The organism is Chloroflexaceae bacterium (assembly GCA_025057155.1).
Lineage (GTDB): Bacteria > Chloroflexota > Chloroflexia > Chloroflexales > Chloroflexaceae > JACAEO01.
Genome location: JANWYD010000020.1, coordinates 51,268 through 72,110 on the forward strand (window position 1 = coordinate 51,268; position 20,843 = coordinate 72,110).

16 protein-coding genes are annotated in these 20,843 nt (G+C 67.6%); 9 read left to right on the forward strand and 7 right to left on the reverse strand.

What is annotated here, in order from left to right:
- Window positions 1-132: 132 nt before the first annotated feature.
- The 4 genes from NZU74_16735 to NZU74_16750 all read left to right on the forward strand — a co-directional run bounded on the left by NZU74_16735 (window position 133) and on the right by NZU74_16750 (window position 3,761).
- Window positions 133-1,176 carry a histone deacetylase gene (locus tag NZU74_16735; protein MCS6882978.1) on the forward strand — a complete coding sequence of 348 codons (1,044 nt, stop codon included), beginning with the start codon at window positions 133-135 and terminating at the stop codon, window positions 1,174-1,176.
- A gap of 11 nt (window positions 1,177-1,187) precedes the next feature.
- Window positions 1,188-1,859, forward strand: a complete 672-nt coding sequence (gene hisH / locus NZU74_16740; protein ID MCS6882979.1) for an imidazole glycerol phosphate synthase subunit HisH — start codon at window positions 1,188-1,190, stop codon at window positions 1,857-1,859.
- Between the two features lie 3 nt (window positions 1,860-1,862).
- On the forward strand, window positions 1,863-2,579 hold the full coding sequence (gene hisA / locus NZU74_16745; protein MCS6882980.1) for a 1-(5-phosphoribosyl)-5-[(5-phosphoribosylamino)methylideneamino]imidazole-4-carboxamide isomerase: 717 nt from the start codon (window positions 1,863-1,865) through the stop codon (window positions 2,577-2,579).
- 69 nt (window positions 2,580-2,648) lie between these two features.
- The gene (locus NZU74_16750) at window positions 2,649-3,761 is read left to right on the forward strand and encodes a hypothetical protein (GenBank protein MCS6882981.1); all 1,113 of its coding nucleotides are present in this window, start codon (window positions 2,649-2,651) and stop codon (window positions 3,759-3,761) included.
- Between the two features lie 121 nt (window positions 3,762-3,882).
- Here the strand turns inward: NZU74_16750 and NZU74_16755 are convergent, their stop codons facing one another.
- Window positions 3,883-4,953, reverse strand: coding sequence for a methyltransferase domain-containing protein (locus tag NZU74_16755; GenBank protein MCS6882982.1), 1,071 nt, complete (start codon window positions 4,951-4,953; stop codon window positions 3,883-3,885).
- A 118-nt stretch (window positions 4,954-5,071) separates the two neighbouring features.
- On the opposite strand from NZU74_16755, the gene NZU74_16760 reads away from it, so the two are divergent.
- Window positions 5,072-6,361 carry a hypothetical protein gene (locus NZU74_16760; protein ID MCS6882983.1) on the forward strand — a complete coding sequence of 430 codons (1,290 nt, stop codon included), beginning with the start codon at window positions 5,072-5,074 and terminating at the stop codon, window positions 6,359-6,361.
- A 345-nt stretch (window positions 6,362-6,706) separates the two neighbouring features.
- Here the strand turns inward: NZU74_16760 and trmD are convergent, their stop codons facing one another.
- The 3 genes from trmD to NZU74_16775 form a co-directional block, all read right to left on the reverse strand.
- Window positions 6,707-7,465, reverse strand: coding sequence for a tRNA (guanosine(37)-N1)-methyltransferase TrmD (trmD, locus tag NZU74_16765; GenBank protein ID MCS6882984.1), 759 nt, complete (start codon window positions 7,463-7,465; stop codon window positions 6,707-6,709).
- Complete coding sequence (locus NZU74_16770) at window positions 7,462-8,373, reverse strand: alpha/beta hydrolase (GenBank protein ID MCS6882985.1); 912 nt, start codon at window positions 8,371-8,373, stop codon at window positions 7,462-7,464. Before NZU74_16770 ends, trmD begins: the two co-directional genes overlap by 4 nt.
- A 154-nt stretch (window positions 8,374-8,527) precedes the next feature.
- Window positions 8,528-9,142, reverse strand: coding sequence for a GNAT family N-acetyltransferase (locus tag NZU74_16775; GenBank protein MCS6882986.1), 615 nt, complete (start codon window positions 9,140-9,142; stop codon window positions 8,528-8,530).
- A 259-nt stretch (window positions 9,143-9,401) separates the two neighbouring features.
- On the opposite strand from NZU74_16775, the gene miaA reads away from it, so the two are divergent.
- Entirely contained in the window at window positions 9,402-10,301 is a 900-nt protein-coding gene (gene miaA / locus NZU74_16780; protein ID MCS6882987.1) for a tRNA (adenosine(37)-N6)-dimethylallyltransferase MiaA, read from the forward strand.
- A gap of 82 nt (window positions 10,302-10,383) precedes the next feature.
- Here the strand turns inward: miaA and NZU74_16785 are convergent, their stop codons facing one another.
- Together NZU74_16785 and NZU74_16790 are read right to left on the reverse strand one after the other, a co-directional pair.
- Entirely contained in the window at window positions 10,384-11,163 is a 780-nt protein-coding gene (locus NZU74_16785) for an RDD family protein (protein MCS6882988.1), read from the reverse strand.
- A 70-nt stretch (window positions 11,164-11,233) separates the two neighbouring features.
- Window positions 11,234-11,911: a histidine phosphatase family protein gene (locus tag NZU74_16790; GenBank protein MCS6882989.1), complete on the reverse strand. Its 678-nt coding sequence runs from the start codon at window positions 11,909-11,911 to the stop codon at window positions 11,234-11,236.
- Window positions 11,912-12,356: 445 nt separating this feature from the next.
- On the opposite strand from NZU74_16790, the gene NZU74_16795 reads away from it, so the two are divergent.
- The 3 genes from NZU74_16795 to NZU74_16805 all read left to right on the forward strand — a co-directional run bounded on the left by NZU74_16795 (window position 12,357) and on the right by NZU74_16805 (window position 18,430).
- Window positions 12,357-13,979 (forward strand): amidohydrolase, encoded by a 1,623-nt coding sequence (locus NZU74_16795; protein ID MCS6882990.1) that lies wholly within the window; start codon window positions 12,357-12,359, stop codon window positions 13,977-13,979.
- A gap of 178 nt (window positions 13,980-14,157) precedes the next feature.
- The gene (locus NZU74_16800) at window positions 14,158-15,354 is read left to right on the forward strand and encodes an MFS transporter (protein ID MCS6882991.1); all 1,197 of its coding nucleotides are present in this window, start codon (window positions 14,158-14,160) and stop codon (window positions 15,352-15,354) included.
- A 13-nt stretch (window positions 15,355-15,367) separates the two neighbouring features.
- Window positions 15,368-18,430, forward strand: coding sequence for a DUF2298 domain-containing protein (locus NZU74_16805; GenBank protein MCS6882992.1), 3,063 nt, complete (start codon window positions 15,368-15,370; stop codon window positions 18,428-18,430).
- Between the two features lie 184 nt (window positions 18,431-18,614).
- Here NZU74_16805 and NZU74_16810 read toward each other — a convergent pair whose 3' ends face one another.
- Entirely contained in the window at window positions 18,615-20,804 is a 2,190-nt protein-coding gene (locus NZU74_16810; GenBank protein ID MCS6882993.1) for a hypothetical protein, read from the reverse strand.
- Between the last annotated feature and the right edge of the window lie 39 nt (window positions 20,805-20,843).

Here is a 20,843-nt window from a genome sequence, read left to right on the forward strand (position 1 = left end):
AGCAGCATACGCGCCAGATGTCAAACTGCGGTACAATACGAGCCATCTTATGCATTCGCACTGGCGAGCGCCGTCGCTTTCAGCCCCGTGCCGCGGGCGGCGCGAGCACGTCAGCGCCAGGAGTTCGCAGCGATGCGCATTACAGCAGTTCTGACCGATCCGTCCTTTGACGCCCACACCTGGCACGGGCACGTCGAGCAGGCCGCGCGGCTCCAGGCCATTCGCGCCGCGCTGGATAGCAGCGGCCTGCGCCAGTACGTGCACCATCTCACGCCGCGCCCGGCGCCCGAAGCGGCGCTGCTGGCCGTCCACACTGCCGATCTGCTGCGCAAGATCCGCCAGTTCGCCAGTTATGGCGGCGGCCAGTTCGATGTTGACACCTACGTGACCGCCGACTCGTGGGAGGCCGCCGTGCTCGCCGCCGGCTGCGCGGTCAACGCGGTCGAGGCGGTGTTGCAGCGCCAGGCGCACAACGCCTTCGCCCTGGTGCGCCCGCCCGGACACCACGCGACCCCCGGACGGGCCATGGGCTTCTGCCTGCTCAACAACGTCGCCGTGGCCGCGCGCTACGCCCTCGACCATTTCGGTCTGCAACGGGTCGCCATCGTGGACTATGATGTGCACCACGGCAACGGCACGCAGGATATCTTCTACGAAGAACCGCGGGTCTTGTTCTGTTCCACCCACGCGGCGCCGTTTTACCCCGGCACCGGCAGTGTCAGCGAGATGGGCAGCGCCGCGAAGGCCCCCGGCGCGACGCTCAACCTGCCACTGCCCTTCGGCGCCGGCGACCAGGGCTACAAACTGGTCTTCGAGCAGGTGATCGCACCCGCCCTGCGGCGCTTCCAACCACAACTGATCCTGGTCTCCGCCGGCTACGACGCGCACTGGAGCGATCCGCTCGGACCGATGGTGCTCTCGGTGCGGGGCTACGCGCACCTCACCCAAACGCTGATCAGTCTGGCCGATGAACTCTGCGGCGGCCAGATCGTGATGGTGCTGGAGGGCGGCTACAACCTCGAGGCGTTGAGCGCCTGCGTAGTGGCCTCGCTGCGCCTGCTCCTCGGCCAGGACGCCGGGCCGGACCCCATTGGCGAGGTGACCACTGTCGAGCCATTGTCCGAGATCCAGCGGGTGATTGCCGTGCTTCAAGAACGGCACCCGTTGCTGAAATAGGCAGGAGTCGCATGAGCATCGCGGTGATCAACTACGGCGCGGGGAATCTGCCAAATGTGGTGCGCGCCCTGCGCCACGTAGGGGCCGACCTGACCGTCACCGATGATCCGGAGGTGGTGCGCTCCGCCGCAGCAGTGGTGTTGCCGGGGGTCGGAGCGACTGCCGATACGATGCGCAGTCTCGAAGCTCTGGGCATCGCCGCGGTACTGCCGCAGGTGATCGCCGATGGCCGGCCGTTCCTGGGCATCTGCGTGGGGATGCAGGTGCTGCTGGGCGCCAGTGAAGAGTTCGGGCCACACCCCTGTCTGGGCATCATTGGCGGCACAGTGCGCCGCTTGCCCGATGCGGCGGGCAAGATCCCGCAGATTGGCTGGAACCAGGTGCGGTACGCTCCCGATTTCGCCAGCCATCCGCTCTTCAGCGGCATTCCCGATGGGAGCAACTTTTACTTCGTGCACTCCTACTACTGCGACGTTGACGATCCAGCCGTGGTGGCCGGTCGCACCGAGTACGGCCTGGCCTTCCCCAGCGTGCTCATTCGCGATCGCCTGGCCGCCGTGCAGTTTCACCCCGAAAAATCAGGGCGCTGCGGGCTGCAACTGCTGCGGAACTTCGTCACGCTCGCCGGAGCGCAATCGCCGACGCCGGCTTCCCCTGGATCAGTAAGCGACGAGGGACGGTGATCAATGGAGATTATCCCCGCTATTGACCTGAAGGACGGCCGCTGCGTGAGGCTCTACCAGGGCGACTTCGCCCAGGCCACCGTCTATAGCGAGGACCCGGTGGCCGTCGCGCGACGCTGGGAAGCGCTGGGAGCCCCTCGCCTGCACGTGGTGGATCTGGACGGGGCGCGCAATGGCCGCCCGACCAATACGGACGCGGTGATCGCCATCGTGCAGGCCGTCGGCATTCCTGTGCAACTGGGCGGGGGGCTGCGCCGGGAAGAGGACATCAGCGCAGTGCTCGCCCTGGGCGTTGACCGGGTGATCCTGGGCACCGCCGCCGTGGAACAGAGCGAGCTGGTGGCCCGGCTTGTCGCGCGCTTCACCGATCAGATCATCGTCGGCATAGACGTCCGTGATGGTCAGGTGGCCACCGCGGGATGGACCAGCCTGGCCCCGGTGCGCGCGACTGAGCTGGCAACACGTATGGGCAACCTCGGCGTGCGCCGGGTGATCTACACCGACATCAGCCGAGATGGTACGCTGACCGAACCGAACTTCGCGGCGCTGGCGGAACTGCAACGCCTCAACGGCCCGGCAATCATCGCCAGTGGCGGGATTGCCAGCATTGAGCATCTGCGGCGTCTGGCGCGCCTTAAGATTGAAGGGGCTATCGTCGGCAAAGCCCTCTACAGCGGGGCGCTCGATCTGGCTGCCGCCCTGGCCGCCCTGCGCCCGTGAAGCCTCTCAGGAGGGCGTGGCAGGACTGCTCCTTACCGGAACATCTTCTTTGCATCACAGCGCAGCCGTATGGACAAGAAAGAACGTTCGATGACCAACCCGGATCTCACCGCCAAATACGAAGAGGAGCGCCTGCGGATCCACGAGCAGTCGCAACTGGTCTACTTGCAGGGCCAGATTGACGAACTGCGCCGGTTATTGAAGGAACAATCCAACAAGTACAGCCTGGTGGTGGAACAGGTGCGGAAAACCGAGGCGCTGGCGGGGCAGGTGCAGAGTCTCTTCGAGCGCCACGTGGAGGAAACGCGGCAGGCCGGCGAGAGTGTGCGGCGCGATGTGGTGGCCCTGCGGAAAGAGGTGGCCGGAGCGCTGGTAAAGATCGAGGAAGGCGTTCGCCCTATTCGCGATCTGCAGTCGCAGATCCAGCAGGTGGCCGAGGCCCGGAAGCAGGACCGCGACTTTATGACTCCCTGGCTGGGACGCATTGAACAGGCTGAACGGCAGATCGCCACGCTCCAGTCTCAACTCAAGGAGCTTGATGATCGCCAGCGCCAGGTGCTGCTGCAGCTCGACCGGCTGCGCGAGGCCGACGCGGCCGCGGTGCAGGAGACGCGCCGCGTGGCCGAGGAGTTGCAGATTGAGAAGCAAAGCCTGCGACGGCAGGCGGTCGAGGCGCAGCAACTGGTTACCGACGTGCATAGCGTGCTTGAGGAGCATGCTTCGCGCATCGCCCGCCTTGATGATATTCGCCAGCATATTGAACTGTTCGCCGAAGCGCTGCCCAAACAGATCAGCGAGGTCGCGGCGAAGCTGCCTGATATCGTTGCCGACATCAAGCGCATTGAACGTATCTCTACCGAGCGTTTCCTGATGAATCAGGAACGGCTGGAGGACGTGCGTCTGCAGGCTGACGAGAAGATCAGCGCCCTCCAGGAGGCCGATGAGCAGCATCTGCGCCAACTGACCACCTGGCTCGAGCGCCTCGATAGCTTCCTGCGCGAACTCGAGCAGCGCCTCACCCGCGATACGGCGCGCCTGGAGCACGCGCAGCAGTTGCACATCGCTCGCATCCTGGAACTTGAGCGCCGCGAACTGCTGGCCCTCGACATGCTTTTCGCCTCGGTGCGCGATATCACCGAGCGCATTCACGCGGCGCAACGCGAAGCCACGGGAGAGCAGTAATCCCATTTTGGATGGTGGATTTGGGATTTAAGATTGTCGTCAATGGCGTCCCGGTGCGATCCGGGGATGACGCGCATACACGGCGTTCGCCTTCCGGAGACGGTCATCGGCTATTTCGCTCTTACGCGCGTCGCAAGACGAAGATGCGCGGGTAGAGGCCCCCTAGATCCACACGAATAGTCTCGTTAACCCGCCAGACTGGCGAGTCGGCCAGGAGGCGCTCCATCAGGCGCACCTCGTGGGAGAGCAGCACACAGCGGGCGCCAGGGCGCGCCACCCGCGCGGCCTCGGCCAGCAGCGCCGGGTACAGTTCCAGATTCTGGGCATGCGAACCAACCAGATGGCCGAAGGGCAGATCGCCGGTGATTACATCAACGGCGGCGTCGGGGAGGGGGAGCGATCGGGCGTCCCAGGGTTGCACCTCGGCCCGTTCACGCACCCCGGCCGCATCGAGGTTGGCGCGGGCGCAGGCCAGGGCCTGGAGGTCGGTGTCACAGCCGATGGCCCGCTTTGCCGGCGCCAGCAGCAGCCGCTCGATCAGCAACGTTCCCGAGCCGCAGCCAAGGTTCAGATACACATCTTCTGCGGCAGGGGCGGTGAGCAGGTTCATCGCGCAGGCGACCGGACCGTTCAGCGCGCCCTCCAGGTTGCAGACGCGCCAGGAACGGGTCGCCAGGGGGCGCGGGGAGAGCCGCACGAGCCATTCCCAGCCCGTCCGGGCCTCATCCCGGCGCAGGCGAAGCAGCAGGTCTCCATCATCAACGCCAACGGCCAATCCCAGGCGCGTCGCCAGTTCGGTTTTCAGGCGCTGCAGAACGCTCGAATCAGCGCCCGCGGCGCTGAGGAAGAGCGAGTGAAAGGTGTGCGGGGGATGCAGGCGCAGTACGGTCGCGCAATCGGCCAGCGCCAGGCGCAGGTGCTCGTCGCCGAGCAGGGCGCGGGGCCGCGGCACGGCGAAGTGGCGCGCCAGGTAGGCCGACGAGGCCAGGCGCAAACCCAGCAGCGCGCGGAGGTCGCCGGTGTAGCTTGCCCGGATCACGCCCGGGCGCTCGTTGGTCTCGAGACGCAGGGCGCGACCGAACTGGCCCAATTCGCGCCGCGCCAGCGGCTCCAGTCCCTCGGCAACCACAATCTCCAGCCGCCAGCCTGGCGGAGAGGCCTGCGGCAAGTGTCGTTTGTTATAATGCTTCATACTGAGGTGACCGTAGCTGATTGGAGGGACGTAATGGATCCCTCTGGGTGTAAGGCAACCCTGAGGGTTGCTTCACATCCCTTCCCCTGAGCGACCTGTGAGCGACCTGGAATCGCCTATGAGCGAGCAGACCTTCTCTCTTGGCATCACCTACTGGCCGCGACGGAGGCGCCACGCTGAACGCATCCTCTGCTCGTGGAGCGACGCCGACAGCGTGGCCCTCCGCGACGAACTCAGTCACATCGCCGAACTGGGGTTCACCAGGGTCCGCTTTGAACTGCGCTGGGCCGAGGTACTGCCGGATCTGCGCGTCAATACTGCCGCCCTGCGAGGACTGGAACGAGCGCTCGATCAGGCTGCGGAGCACGGCCTTCAGGCGGTCGTAGCCGTGCTGGGCGCAAGTCTGGGGAGCGCGTTGCACCTGCCCGCATGGGCCGTAGGCTTCCGGCTGCCCCACGATCTGCAACTCGCCCGGCGCCTTGGCCCGCCGGTTATGATGGCCTCTCCCGACCAGCCGGTCGTGCTGGCCGGCGAGCAGTACTCCGCCGAACCGCCGCGCGACCTCTACGGCGAGCCGGAGTTGCTCGCGGCGCAGCGGCAGGTGCTCCACGAAACCATTGGCAACCTGAGCGGCCACCCGGCCGCCGCTGCCTGGCAGATCGGCGCCGATATGGAGCGCATCCGCCGCCCGGCCTCGGCGCGGGCCGCCGCCGACTGGTGGGGCGACCTGGCCACGCGCGCCCTTGACCACGGGGCGCGCCGGGTGATCGGCGTCGTGAGCGCGATGAGCCTGGAGCGCCGCGATACGCTGCGGCCGGAGCAAATTGTACGCCACCAGGGTCAGGTAGCAGTGTCGGTGGCGGCCTGGTCGCCCCCCGTTACGGAGCGCCTCGACGATACACGCCGCATTCGCTTCCTGCATGCCCTGACCGCTGCCCTGGCGCGGGCCGAAGATAGCAACGCTCCCCCGGTCATCGTTACCGACCTGGGCGTGCCCACCACTGTTCCAGGCTCTAACGGCCTGGTCGCCAGCGAGATCTTCGGCCGGACAGTGCTGCATCCGCTGCTCGATGAAGAGCGGCAGGCCACCCTGATCGAAGAGGCGCTTGCCGCATTGTACCGCGACGGCGCCGCCGGCGTGTGCCTGCCGATGTACGCCGATCCTGCTCCGGAGGTGTGGAACGTCCCGCCGCTGGATCGCTCCTGGTGGGCGCGCACAATGGGCCTGGTCGCCCCTGGCGGGCGCGAGAAACCTGCCGCCGAGGCCGTGCGAACCTTCGCGGCCCGGCTGCGCACGAGGCGCCTGCCCGCGCCCGCGGGCCCTCCCGCGCTGCCCCTTGATCCCGAACGCTACTGGTATGACCCTGAAGGCGGCTTCGCCGCCCTCTGGGAGGATTGGCAGAAGTAGGGGCGTGAGATGTTTCGCCTCGACCGGCGCGAATTTGTTGCGGGGCGCCGGTCCTTACCCTCCCCCGCTTCGCTGCGCTCAGCGCCTCCTCCCTCTCCACCTTCGGTGGAGAGGGAAGGGGGCCGGTTCTCAGGTGTAGGGTTTTCCGGCGCATGCTCGCGTCGCATGCGCCATCCGGGGCAAGGGGACGCCCAACTGTCCTCTCTCCCGCTCGCGGGAGAGGGGGCGGGGGGTGAGGATCGTCAGCGCATTGGAATGCCGAAAATCGCTTCTCGCTTGAAAAACCCTCCACCTGAGAAGAGGGGGCCGGGGGGAGGGTGAGGACCGTCACCGCCTGTGTTCACCTTACTCCCCAGGCGCCCACCCCAGCTCGGCAAGCCACGCCAGATCGTCGGGCGTGAGCCGTCCCGCTGCGCGGGCGCGCTCCAGCAAGTCGGGCCGGCGCAGCAGGGTGCGACGCAGGCGCTCACGCCGGCGCCACTTCGCCACCTCGCCGTGATGTCCGGACACGAGCACCGGGGGCACCGGGCGACCCTCCCAGACCGGCGGGCGGGTGTAGTGCGGATATTCGAGCAGACCATCACTGTGGCTCTCTTCGGCCAGCGACTCGGTGTCAATCACGCCGGGAACGAGCCGCGCCACGGCGTCAACCACCACCATGGCAGCCAGTTCTCCGCCTGTCAGCACATAATCGCCAATGCTCAGCTCACGGGTGATCAGCGCCTCGCGCACCCGCTCGTCAATCCCCTCGTAGCGCCCGCAGACGAGCACCAGGCGCTCCATGGCCGCCAGTTCCTGCGCTGTGGCCTGGGTAAAGACCTCGCCATCGGGCGTCAGCAGGATCACCGGGGGAGGCGCGGCGGTCTCGGGCGGCAGGACGAGCACGGCGCGGATGCAGGCGGCCAGTGGTTCGGCTTTCATCACCATGCCCGGGCCGCCGCCATAGGGCGCGTCATCGGTAGTGCGATGGCGGTCGGCAGCCCAGTCACGGATGTTGTGCAGGCGCACCTGGATCAGCCCGGCCTGCCGGGCTCGCTTGAGGATGCTCTCACTAAGCGGCCCGGCAAACATGCCGGGAAAGAGGGTGAGAATATCGAAGATCACGTCTCGATACTGCCAAGGTACTGGTCGAAAAAGCCCACCACGCGGCGGCAATATTCGGGCCGGTCGGCGAAGTAGGCGCCGCAGTGATCGGCCTCCTCGACGATCCACAGTTCGCGTGGTTCGCCAGCGGCAGCATAGAGGCGCCAGGCGTGTTCGACCGGGGTCACCGTATCGGCCGCGCCGTGAATGATGAGCACCGGGCGAGGCGCCAGACGCCCGATGGCGTCAATGGGGCGGGCCTGCGTGAAGCGGTAACCATGCCGCCGCCACACCACTTCGTCGGTGGCGCGCAGGAGCGCCCCGACTGGCACACGCAACTGCTGGCGCAGGGCGTGGGCCACAATGTCACGCCCTGAGGTGAACGAACTATCGGCCACGACGGCCGCCACGTCCGCCTCGTCGGGCGCAGCGAGGAGGGCCACGGCGGCCCCCATCGAATAGCCGATAAGCGCCAGACGTAGACCAGGCGCGCGTCCGCGGGCGAATGCCAGCGCCGCGCGCAGGTCGTCTACCTCGCGGCTCACCAGGGTTCGCGGCCAGGGATCGGAGTCGCCGCGCCCGCGAAAGTCAAACAGCAGCACACTGTAGCCAGCGCGCCAGCAGCGCGAGCCGATGCCAAGCAACTCGTCCTTGCGCCCGGAGTGACCATGGCAACCGACAATCACTGCGCGGGGGCGCTCCCGGGGGAGCCACCATCCCCGCAGGCGCAGACCATCGGCGCTCGCGAAGCTCACCTCCTCGAAAGGCAGATCCAGCTCCCAGGGGGTCATAAAATACGCATCCTGGTAGGTGCGGCGCGGCTCCGGGCTGACGCGCGCGCTGACGTACCAGGCCGCCCCGAGCAAGCCGCCCGCAGCCGCCAGCGCGCTCCCGGCGGCGAGGCCGAGCAGGGTGGACATTCGGCGCATACGGTGTCCGATATTGACGGTATGCCGACACTCATCGCTTGCAGGGAGCGCGGGGACCCTGGTTTCCCCATGCTCCTGCAAACGAGAGCGGAAAGCGTATGCGGAGGGCTTCGCCCTCCCAGCAACCTCCGAAGAAAGGCTCCCGACCAGGCTCCTAGCCGTCTCGCGAACCTTCAGGCGCAGTAAAAGGGAAGATTGGCCTGCCGAAATCGGTCAATTGCAGGTCAATCTCGTAGAGACCAGAACTATAGCGTCCCTGATAGGGCATCCCCAGGCCCTGGACCAGGGCTATCATGCCGGCATTGTCGGCGTGGGTCAGCAGGATCATGTGGCGGAAGCCGCGAGCCATGGCCGTCTGCACCAGGAGATCGAAGAGCTGGCGACCGATGCCTACCCCCTGATAATCGTCGCGGATGACAATCGAGGCTTCGCAGGCCGTCTCGTGTTCTTGCAGACGCGCGAAGCGAGCCACCGCGACAGCCTCCTCGCGGCCCTCTTCGTCCACTATGGCGATCAAGGCCGTTTCCCGCGCGGGGTCAATCGTCGCCAGACGGGCGGCCTCCTGACGCACCCGCGCCTCATCAACATCGTTGAGCGGCACAAAGAAGCGCCGGTAGCGCGTCTCCGGCGAGAGCCGGTAGAACAAGCGGATAAGCAACTCGGCGTCCGCGCGACGCATGTGCCGCACGCGCACCTCCCGGCCATCGCGGGCGCGCAGGGTCACGGACGCTTCCATATTCGGTTGGAACGGAGCGATAGATCGGGTCACGCTCTCCTCGCAATTCAATCCACTGCAGGAAGGGTGTGGACAGGTCAGGCCCTTCCGCATGCTTTCAGAGGCAGAGGTCTGGAGAAACCAGGATTCTCCGCACTCTTCAACCAGCCGTACAGGGAATACAAAACCGCTTTCCTGGAAAGGCTATGCCCTCTCGGACATGCGGCGCCTGTCTCATGGTACAGTGTAACACGCTGGAGTTACACTGCACTGGATGGTACACGGTTCCGTGAACAAGGTATTGCCCAACGCGCTGCCGCCGCTGATCGCCATTGTCGGGCCGACCGCGGTTGGCAAGACGGCCCTGGCCATCGCGCTTGCGCGCCGGATCGGCGGCGAGGTCGTCTCCGCCGACTCACGCCAGATCTACCGGAAAATGGACATCGGCACGGCGAAGCCCACACTGGAGGAGCGGGCGGCCGTTCCGCACCATCTGATTGACATTCGCGACCCCGACGAGGAGTTCTCGCTGGCGACCTATCAAGAACTGGCAACGGAAGCCATCGCGGCCATTACGGGGCGCGGGCGCGTGCCATTGCTGGTCGGGGGCACGGGCCAGTACCTGGCGGCGGTGCTCGAGGGCTGGCAGATCCCCCGCGTTGCGCCACAGCCCGACCTGCGAGCGGCGCTGGAGCGCGAGGCTGCCGAAAGCGGCGCGGAGTCGCTCCATGCGCGCCTGGCTGCGGTTGACCCGCTGGCCGCGGCGCGCATCCCCGCCACCAACGTGCGCCGCGTGGTGCGCGCCCTGGAGGTGTACACGCTGACAGGCGAGCCGATTTCCGCGCAGCAGCGACGCGAGCCGCCGCCCTACCAGATCCGCACCATCTGGCTGACCCGCCCGCGCAATGAACTCTATGCCCGCGCCGACGCCCGGGTTGAAGCCATGATCGCCGCCGGGCTGGTTGACGAGGTGGCGGGGTTGCTGGCCGCCGGCTACGGCTGGAACCTGCCGGCCATGTCGAGCCTGGGGTACATCCAGTTCCGCCCCTACTTCGAGGGCCGGGCCGGCCTGGCGGCATGCATCGAGCGGCTGAAGTTCGACACCCACGCCTTCATCCGGCGCCAGGCAGCCTGGTTCCGCCGGCTGCCCAAGGTGGAGGTCTGGACGACCGAGCACCCGGAGTGGCGGGAGACGGTCGATATTTCCTTGTAGGGCAACCCTGAGGGTTGCCCTACCGGCAACCTGAACCCCTCCGAATCTGGGTTCCCACTCTGCCTGGCCCCGCCATCCAGCATCAAAAATCTAAAATCACCCGGTATTCACGCACCAGATGTTCGATGAAGCGCTCGGGGTCGCCCGTGGAGGCCATGCCGAGACGGGCGCGCAGATTGGCGGCCAGAGCGGCGGCAAGTTCTCTGCGAGGACCGGGGCCGAGCTGGTCGCGGCGGCGCAAAAAATCTTCCGCCAGCGCGTAGTCGGCGGGAGTGAGGAGGTGCAAATTGGGGAGCAGAGGGGTCGGCGGCGCTTCGGGGTCGCGCGGCGGCAGGGCAACCGGCGCCGCGCCACGGCTGAGATCGGCCAGAGTGATCGGCAATCCCTCGCGCACCACCAGCGTACCGGCTGCCAGATCGCCCAGCCGCCGCGCTCGCGAGTCGGCGAACATCACCAGAACGCCCAGACCATAGGCGAAGGGCAGAAAATCCACCGCGCGCACCAGATTCCGCACGGCTGAGGCGCTGAAATCAATCGGCCGGCCACCCTCGCGCAGCACCCGCAGCCCGAACAGCCGCTTGCCGGGCGTTTGCCCGGACCAGAGCAGTTCAAAGAACAGGTAGTAACCCCAGAGCAGCACAAACGCCAGAATGGCCCAGAGGGCATAAAACACCGAGCCAGCCCCGTCGATCGCCTGGTTGAGCGCGTTGAGCGACAGGGCCGACACGCCCAGGACGATCTGCAAGAGCAGGATCAGCAGGGTGTCAAGCGTCGCTGCCAGACAACGCGACGCGGCCCCGGCCACCCGGTAACTGATTGGCACAACTTCGGGGGTTTCGACGTAGTAGTGGAGCTGATCCATAACGCAGCCCGGTAGGGGGAAGGTTGGGACAGTCGCGACTCTCCTCAGGGCAGAGCGCATAATAAGGTTCTCACAGTGCAGGAGGTTGCTCGGCATCATCGGGAGGAGCTGAGATCATCTCTGGATCGTGCGTCGCCTCCAGATGGGCCATATCGTTCACGACGACCGTGTCCCACCCCAGAGCGCCGATGCGCACCACACTGATGGACGTATTACCGATGTGCGGAAAGTGCTGGAACTCATCGCCGTCAAGACTCACCGCGTGGGACAGCAGGGCGCGGATGCAGCCGCCATGGGTGACAATACCGATAGTTGCGCCGGGATGCTCGGCGACGATCCGCTCAACGGTCGCAACCACACGCTGGCGCATAGCGCGGATCGACTCGCCCCCGCCGCGGGGGATGTCCTCGCCCGCGGCGACGCGGGCGAAATCCTCAGGATAGAGGGCCTGCAACTCGGCGGTAGTGTGGCCGCTCCAGACGCCCAGGTCAATCTCGCGCAGGCCGCGGCTGAGGCGCACCGGCACCTTCAGGGCCGCGCTCACCTCCTGCGCGGTCTGCGCGGCTCGGGCAAGATCGCTGCTGTAGAGGGCCTCGAAGCGCACCCCCTCACGCACCAGGCGCAGGCCGAGCAACTGCGCCTGACGCCAGCCGACAGTGTTGAGCGGCACATCGGTGTGCCCCTGCCAGCGTCCGGTGAGGTTCCAGTCGGTTTCGCCGTGGCGGATCAGATAAACGGTCGTGTGCATCGGGTGTTTCCCTGTGTCAAGCTGATGCAACAGACAGGAGCATCATACCATAGGTCCGGCAGCCAGAGCCTGGACAGCGTCTGCATCCGGCGGGGTGCGGGGCGACGCGACGCCTCGCGGATGGTTGGGAGCGTGCCCCGGGGACGCGATGTGAAAATAGCCGAGAGCCAACAACCGGTGGCCGATTGTCCGCTGGCGGTGTTTTCATCGCGGGGGTGTGCGCGTAGCGAATGCGCGTCCGGCACCTGATCGTGGGGCATAAACTGTATGCGCGTCACCGCCACGTCTCACTCGGAGGCCATATACCGCAATCCAAAATCCAAAATCCCAAATGGTATAAGTCCCGGGTCGAGCAACAACCCTGGTTGACAGCACCTTCCCACCGGGAGTACGATACAGCACATCTCTACGGAGCGAATGCGCGTCTCGGGACGCGGAGCAGGCTATGGGTTCAGTTCTGGTTCTCTACAACGGTCCAATCTACACCTTCACTGCCGAGGCGCCTACCGCGCAGGCGCTGGCCATTCGTGACGGGCGCATCTACGCGGTGGGCAGCGTCGGGCGGGTACAGGCGGCAGTTGCCGGTCTGCGCGGCGATACGCTCAATTTGCAGGGCCGCGCGGTGGTGCCGGCGCTCACCGACGCGCATGTGCATATCACCCTGCAGGGCCTGGCGAGCATGGAGGTGCGACTGGCGGGGGTGACCAGCCTGGAGGAGGCCCTCGCCATCATTGCCGACCGGGCCGTTACTCTTCCAGCGGGGGCCTGGCTGCGCGGCAGCGGCTGGGATCACGTGGTCTGGGGCCGCCGCTGGCCCACCCGGACCGATCTCGATGCCGTGTGCCCCGAACACCCTGCCGTCCTGCTCCGCAAAGACGGGCATTCAGTCTGGGTCAACAGCGCGGCCCTGCGGCTCGCCGGCATCAGCGCCGCAACGCCCGATCCGCCCGGCGGGATGATCCAGCGCGACCGCGACGGCGAGCCGACCGGCATCCTCATCGAGACGGCCATGGATCTGGTGCGCCGGGTGGAGCCTGAGCTAACTGAAACCGAACGTCTGAGCGCCCTGCGGCTGGCGATCAACGAGGCTCTCAGTTACGGCATCGCTTCGATCCACGTGCCTCCAACGCCCAACCACGCCACGGCGCCCGAGACGCTGGCCGATCTGCAAACCCTGCGCGCGCGGGACGAACTGCCCCTGCGTTGTCTGGTCCATCTGGCCCAACCCCAACTGGAGGCGGCTATCGCGCTCGGTTTGCGGAGCGGCTTTGGCGATCGCTGGCTGCGGATCGGCGGGCTCAAGCTCTTCGCCGATGGCTCGCTCGGCTCCGAAAGCGCCGAGATGCTTACCCACTACGAGGGTCGCCGCCACACCGGGATGGCCACAATTGACCCGGAGGTGCTCGAAGCGACCATTCGCCGCGCCAATGCCCACGGCATCGCCGTGGCCGTCCACGCCATTGGCGATGCGGCCAACCGGCGCGTGCTCGACGCGCTCGAGCGCGCCGCCGCCGACCGGCGCGCCGCCGGCGCCGCCGCGCCGCCGCTAACTCTGCCTAACCGCATCGAGCACGTGCAGGTGCTGCACCCCCGCGATGTGGGCCGCCTGGCCCAACTGGAGGTTATCGCTTCGATGCAGCCAATCCATGCCACCAGTGACATGGAGATGGCCGAGGCCCTCTGGGGCAGCCGCTGCGCCCTGGCCTACGCCTGGCGCAGCGTGCGCGATACGGGGGCCGTCCTGGCCTTTGGCTCCGACGCGCCGGTGGAGACGATGAACCCCTGGATGGGACTCCACGCCGCGGTGACCCGGCAACGACCCGACGGCCACCCCGAGGGAGGCTGGCGCCCCGAGCAGCGGCTGAGCGTCGCCGAGGCGCTGGAGGCGTACTGCGTCGGTCCAGCCCTTGCCAGCGGCGAAAGCGCCGAGAAGGGCCGCATCGCTCCAGGCATGCTCGCCGATCTGGCGGTGCTCACCGGCGACCCCTTCCGCAGCAGTCCCGCCGAGCTTCCCGCCATTACCGCGGCAATGACCCTCGTGGAGGGGCGGGTGGTGTTTGAGCGTTAGGTGTTCTCCAGGAGAGCTGCGCCCTCCCGGACCCTCCCGGCGGGCCAGGCCGCCAGCACCCGCCAGCGAGCCGGGGTGTGGGGAAACCAGGTTTCCCCACACTTCATTCATCCGACCATTGTCCGCGTGAGCGTTCTGAAAGAAAGGAGCGCGCGCTATCTCAACCGGCGCGCGAGGCATGTTCAAGAACCGGATCTTTCGGGCCGTTGTTAGCGGCCATTTCGCGATTGACGTTCTCAATAGCAGCGGCGCGGTGCTCCTGGCGGTGCTTCGCGAACCTCTGGGCCTGAGCTATGCCCAGATCGGCGCAGCACTGACGGCCTATTTGCTGATCGGCTCGCTCTCTCAACCGGTCTTCGGCTGGCTCTCCGACCGCCTGGCCGGGCGCTGGATGGTCCTGGCGGGGGCGGGCCTGGCCTGGGTGGCGCTGTTTTTCGCCCTTGTGGCCGTCGCGCCTACCTGGGCCTTGCTCCTGCCTGTGTTCATGCTGGCGCCCCTGGGCAGCGGCCTGTTCCACCCCATCGGCACGGCGGCCTCGGCGGCGGCTGTGCCGCAGCGGGCCGCCAGCGCCACCTCGACGTTCTTTTTCTTTGGCCAGCTCGGGCTGGCGGTCGGCCCCTTCCTCGCCGGCGCCCTGACGGGGCGATTCGGCGCCCCCGGCTTGCTCCCGCTGACGCTGCTGGCCCTGATCCCCGCCATAATGCTCCTGCACGCCCGCCGCGACGAGGCCGGCCTTCCCCCCCGCCGCAGCAGGCAACCCGGCCCCGCTGGCGCCGTCCAGGCGTGGACCGCGGCAAGCATCGCCCTGATTGCCGGTTTCGTGGTGCTGGTGGCGGTGCGCTCGTCAATCCAGCAGGTGTATATGTCGTTCCTGCCGCAACTCTTTCAGAGCCGGGGCTGGGACCCGGCCCTGTTCGGGCTGCTGTCGGGCGCCTTTATGGGCGCGGGCGCGGCGGGCCAGCTCGTCAGCGGCCATCTGGCTGACCGCCATGGCATGCGCATCGCGACTGTGGCCCCGCTTTTGCTCGGCGTGCCCGCCGGGTTGCTCGGCCTCCTGGCCCAACCGGTCTGGGCGGCCTTCACGGGCTGCATTGCCGCCGGTTTTCTGTTTGGCGGCCAGCATAGCGTGCTGGTGGTCCATGCCCAGCGGCTGCTGCCGGTGAAGCAGGGCTTCGCCGCGGGCCTGATCCTCGGCTTCACCTTCGCCAGCGGCGCGATTGGCACCGCCCTCGCTGGCTTCCTGGCCGACATCGTTGGTCTCGAGACAGTAATGGTCTGGACGACTGCGCTGGGCGTGCCGGCGGCTCTGCTGGCGCTCACCCTCCCCGGGCGACAAGCGGCGGCCCCGGCGCCGACGGTGGCTACGGCGGATTAGAGCACTGACCGGAATGCTTAATCTACGATGGGCGTATCTATGGCTGTTACTGCTGCCCGCGCTGGTCGTGCCAATCCTCTGGCAGACTGCCGGGGGCGCGGCGGTTCAACCGGGCGCCCGGCCTGACCAGAGTGGTCTTACCGGCTTCACCTCGCCCGAAGCGGGGCCTGCTGGCCCGTGGCGCTGGAGCGTCGCCCTGGAAGCCGGGCTGTCGCTCCCCGGCGGCGGGCTTCCGGGCGTCCTGACCCTGCGAGGCGCGGCCGCCCCCGGCGCCGGTCTGGAGATCGAGGCCGGGACGACGCGCGTCACGCTGCCCCCCGGCGCAACACCTCCGCAACTCCGGCGCTACGCCCTCCTGGTCGCCTCGCCTGATCCCCTTGGCTGGCTGGACCTGCGCATCCGCGCGGCGCCGCTGGCGAGCATCGAGGGACGACGCCTGGGGTTCGCCCTGGCCGAGGCGCACATCACGCCGGTCACGCGCCGATTCCGGCTGCCGCCAGCGTTCGCATGGCTCGTCCTGGGCAGCGCGCCGCTGCTGATCGCCGCGGCGTTGCGCCTCGCCGGCTTGCCGCGCCAGGTCGCCGTTCTCAGCGGCGCCGCGGCGGGAACGGCGCTGGCGCTGGTCTGGGCCATCCGGCCCGAGGCGGTGGGGCCGCTGTTGCGCGACATGCGGGCCTTTCTTGACCCGCTGGTGCTGCGCTGGTGGCTGGCGGCTCAGGCTGCGGGCCTGGCCGGCCTGCCATGCGCCTGGCTCCTCCTGCGACGGCTGCCGCTCGGCGGCTACCCCCTGGCGAAGATCATCGGGCTGTTCCTGATCACCCTGGGAAGCTGGGCCATCGCTGTGGCCGGGGTGGCGCCCTTCGGGCCGCCCCTGGTCGCAACGCTCTGGCTCGGGCTGCTGCTGGGCGGCTGGGGCGCCTGGGTCCGGGCCGGCCGCGCGGGCAGCCTGCCGCCCCCGCGGCTGACCTGGCGCGCCGTGGCGGGCTGGGAACTCCTCTTCGTCGCGGGGCTGTTCGCAGGCGCGCTGCTGCGCTGGCACGGCGCGGTTGGTCCGGCGCTCACCGGCACCGAGAAGCCCATGGAGATGGCCATCCTCAACGCCGTGCTGCGCTACGACCGCTTCCCGCCGCTGGACCCCTGGTTCGCCGGATTCGGGATCAATTACTACTACTTCGGCTATGTGAGCGTGGCCGTCCTCGCCCTTATCACCGCCACGGAAGCCGCCTTCGCCTTCAACCTGGGCTTTGCCCTGATCGTGGCCCTGACCATCACCGGCACGGCCTACCTGTCCGTGGCCCTGGCGGCGCTGACGCCCGCAGCGCGCGGGCGCGGCGCGAGCGTCCTGGCCCTGCTCGCGATTACGCTGACGCTGGTAGCGGGCAATCAGGCCGCGGCGCTGCACCTCCTCACCGGCTCGCACCTGGCCCGCGCCCTCGACGCCGGGCAACTCGCCGAGGCCCTGGTCCAGCGGCTCGGCGGCGCGGAAACCCTGCGTCTGAGCCGCCCCGTGCCGCCCAGTTGGGACGGGCCAGAGTTCGACGCCATTCAGCCGTCGGCTCCCGGCGCATTCGACTGGTTCCGGCCTTCGCGGGCGGTCTACGACGATGTGCGCCTGCCCGACGGGAGCGTGGAGCGGCGCTACGCGATCACCGAGTTTCCGGCGTTCAGCCTCTACCTGGGCGATCTGCACCCTCACGTGCTGGCCATGCCGGTCAACCTGCTGGCCCTGGCCCTGGCCCTGGCCCTGGCCGCGGGCAACCCGCCGATCGCCCTCGCTGTCAGCGCCGGGATTGTCGTGGGCTCGCTCTACAGCCTGAATGCCTGGGACGCGCCGACCTACGGGGTGATCTGCGCGGGAGCTGTACTGCTCGGATGTCGGGGCGCGGGCGGTCTCGACCGGCGACGCGCGCTGTCAGGGCTGCTCGCGCTGCTGATCGGCGCCGGTCTTGCCGCGCTGCCCTTCGTTCTCACCTTCAGCCCGCCCGCTGGCGCGGCCACGGGCGCGTGGTTCGCCGATATGCCGCTGGTCGGGCGCATCGCCAGCACCTTCGGCCTGGCCCGGAACCGCACGCCGCTGCACAGCTTCCTGGGGATGTTCGGCCTGTTCCTCCCGCCGCTCCTCGGTCTGGCGCTCCGGCAGACCGTCGCGGGACCGTGGAGGCGAACGCTCCTCGCGCTGCTGTTGTTCAGCCCGGTGGCCGGCATCCTGGCTGGCTTCCCGCTGCTCTTCCTGCTGCCGCTGGCTATCCTGCTGGCCCATGGAGCGTGGCGAGCACTATCCCCTGCCGAGGCCCTTGTTGGCTGGGCAGGCGCTGTGGGCGCGACGGCGCTGCTGGTGCCCGAGGCGGTGTTCATCCGTGACCATCTGGAGGGCGAGATGAGCCGGATGATCACCATCTTCAAGTTCTTCTACCAGGGCTGGCTGCTCTGGGGCCTGGCGGCGTCCTACGCCGTCTGGCGCATCCTGCTGGCGGGGCCGCGTCAGCGCCTGGATCTGCTGTGGAGCCTGCCCGCGGCGGCGTTGCTGGCGGGGGCGCTGGTTTACCCCATCGGGCTGCGCTGGGCCGAACCGTGGCGGCCGGGCGAGCGCACCTTCGACGGGCTGGCCTTTCTGGCCCGCGAGGCGCCGGACGAACTGGCGGCCATTCGCTGGCTGGCCGCCAACGTGGCCCCCGCAGAACGAGTGCTCACCGGATTCTGCAACTGCGACTATGAACGGGTAAGCCGCGTGGGCGCCCTCAGCGGCGCGCAGACCCTGCTGGGCTGGCTGGATGGCCATGAGCGCGTATGGCGCAGCGGCCGTCCCGATCACCTGGCCGAGATGGCGCGGCGCGAGCGTGACATTCCGGCAATCTACGGCGCGAGCGACTGTGCGACCGCCCTGGCCCTGCTGCGCGACCACCAGATCGCTTATGTCTACTTCGGACCGGTCGAGCGCGGATTGTACGGGGCAGCCAGCGAGCGCCTCTTTGCCGCTAATTTGCCTGTGGCTTTTGGCGCCGGGGATGTGCGAATATACCGCAATGAAGAATTATTTCATGCAAGGGGCGACGAAGTTGTGATAGGGAACGACTAATTGGTCTGTAAAGTAAGCTTCGCAGCATTTCCGCCCCCCTCCCAGCCTCCCCCCGCTGGGGGGAGGCGCCGGACTCCCTCCCCCGGCGGGGGAGGGTTGGGGAGGGGGCGGGGGTGTAGCAGAAGACTTTGTTTTCAGACTAATTAGCCGTCCCAACATACAAAGGAAAACCCGTCGCCTGCCCTCAGCGACTCACGAGCGGCTGCATGACCGGGAAGGTGATGCGCTCCAGATTCACATTGCTGACGATATTCGCCAGGCTCTCATTGCCTGCGGCGTCGGCGAAGGTGATCGCCAGGCGGTAGACGCCAGGCGCAAGCTGCGAGGAGGAGAAGGAACGCGCCAGATTGACCGTGGCGCGCAGGCGCAGACGGCCCTCGCTCGTGATCACCTCGTTCATTGTTCCGAAGGATAACACCAGGGGGCGCCCCGCTACCGGCGCCCCGCCGCCAGCGGGGGTCAACTCTGGCCGCACCACGATCCCGAAGAGCCGCGCATCGTCTCCGACGACCACATTGTCGAGCGCCAGCTCCAGCACGCTCGTGCCCTGCGGGCTCGGCGTGAGCGTGAGAACAGCCGAACCTGCGTCAAAAACCGGACGAACCGGATCGTACACGATGGTCCGTTCGGTTACCAGGCCGTTGCCCAGGCTGTCGGTGAAGGCAAAGCGCAGGGTCTTCGGTCCGGGATCGCCGGTCAGCCCGACGGTCACCTCCAACCTCAGCCTGCCGGCCACCTCCAGGGGCAGCGCCCCGCCCGGCACATTCAACGGCCCGCTGACCACTGCGGCGACCAGCCCGGAACACTCCGCGGCATTGTTGAGTTCAATTGTCGCCGACGGTTGATTAGTGTACGCCGGGTCGAAGCCCGCGAGCGGGCCGACCACCGCCACCGCTGTTTGAACGGCGCGGTCAAAGGTGATTGCGCCGCTGTTTGGCTCAAGCTGGAACACACTCCCTCGTCGCAACTGGGTATACAGCACCGCGGGGGTGCAGCGCGTCGGGTCGGGCAGGGACGGCGCAGGCACGCTGAGGGGGTTGGTCAACGGACGATAGCCGCCCGAGTCGTTTTCCTGGTCGGTGGGCGGCGCGCCCCAGCGCCAGCGCACTTCATTCGGTTCGCCCTGGAGGCCGATGAAGGCGACGCCGACGACGGGCCGGTTCGTAGAGGCCGCTCCGCCTTCAATACGTATGCTGGTCGCATTCACCAGCGCCACTGGCGCGCCGAAGAGGTAATACTGGCCCCGCAAGCCGCCGCCGGTGAAGCGTTCGGCCACAATATGGGCATAGCTCTGGTCACGCGCATTGGCGGCCAGTTGCAGATTGAAGATCGGCAGCGCGCCGCTGCGCACCAGCAGCGGCCCCTCGAAGGAACCGCCACTCCGCCGGAAGGCGTAGAACAGATCGGGCGTGCCGGTCGCGTCGCCGATCCAGGCCAGGTGCACATTCCCGAACCCATCCACGTCCACGGCAATCGAACTGACCCTGCCCTTGACCAGCCGTCCGGGTTGCGACCAGGCGCCGCTGGCGGGACGCTCGGAGAACCATGCGCCGCCGAGCACGCCATCGTCGCTCCGAAAGGCCACAAAATAGCCCCCGCCGGGGTTGAGCGCCACGTGCGGATCGGCGAAGGGCCGATCAGTCACCGTGGGGATCCGTTCCTCGAAGAAGGCGCCTGTCTCCCGGTTCCAGATCGAGACGTAGACCTGTAGCGCATCGCCGAGCGGTTTAGTGTATCCGATAATCAACTGGCGGCCCGGACCGGCGGCCACGTCCATGCGGCGCAGGGCCACGCCGGGCATCAGCCGAACAGGCGGATCGGGCCAGGAGACCCCGTCTCGCGAACGGCGGTACTGGATCACCCCATCAGCCAGCCGCCAGAAGACAAACACGCCATCTTCATTGGCGCCTACTTCGACGTCGTTGGGGAAGGCCCGGTCACTCACAATAAGCTGCGGCGGGCCGAAATCCGCCTCGCCGGGACGCCGGGCGCGCAAAAAGATCTGATTGGCGTTGGCATTAACCCAGGCGTAGTAGATTGTCCGATCCGGCGCGACGAAGATCGAGGTGGTGGTGTTATCTGGCTGGCCCTCGGCAGCGCCCATCACCTGCGGACCAGGGAAGAGGGGAACACTATCAGGCTTCGACCACAGACGCGCCTCAGAACGCTCGGCGACGCCGCTCACCAGCACAGTATGCGGCTGCCCCGAAGCCGGCAGCGTATCCACATGGGGCCGTTTGACATCCTCCGAACGCGGCAGCAGGTTCTCGGCAATTAGAACGGGCGACCCCTGTGCCAGAGCTGCCGGCAACAGTCCTCCGATGAACAGGGTTACGCTACCCAGCAAGGTCGCAACGAAGACCAGGGAACGCACAGGCGCTTCTCCTTCGGCGGCGATGGCTGATGACGCTCC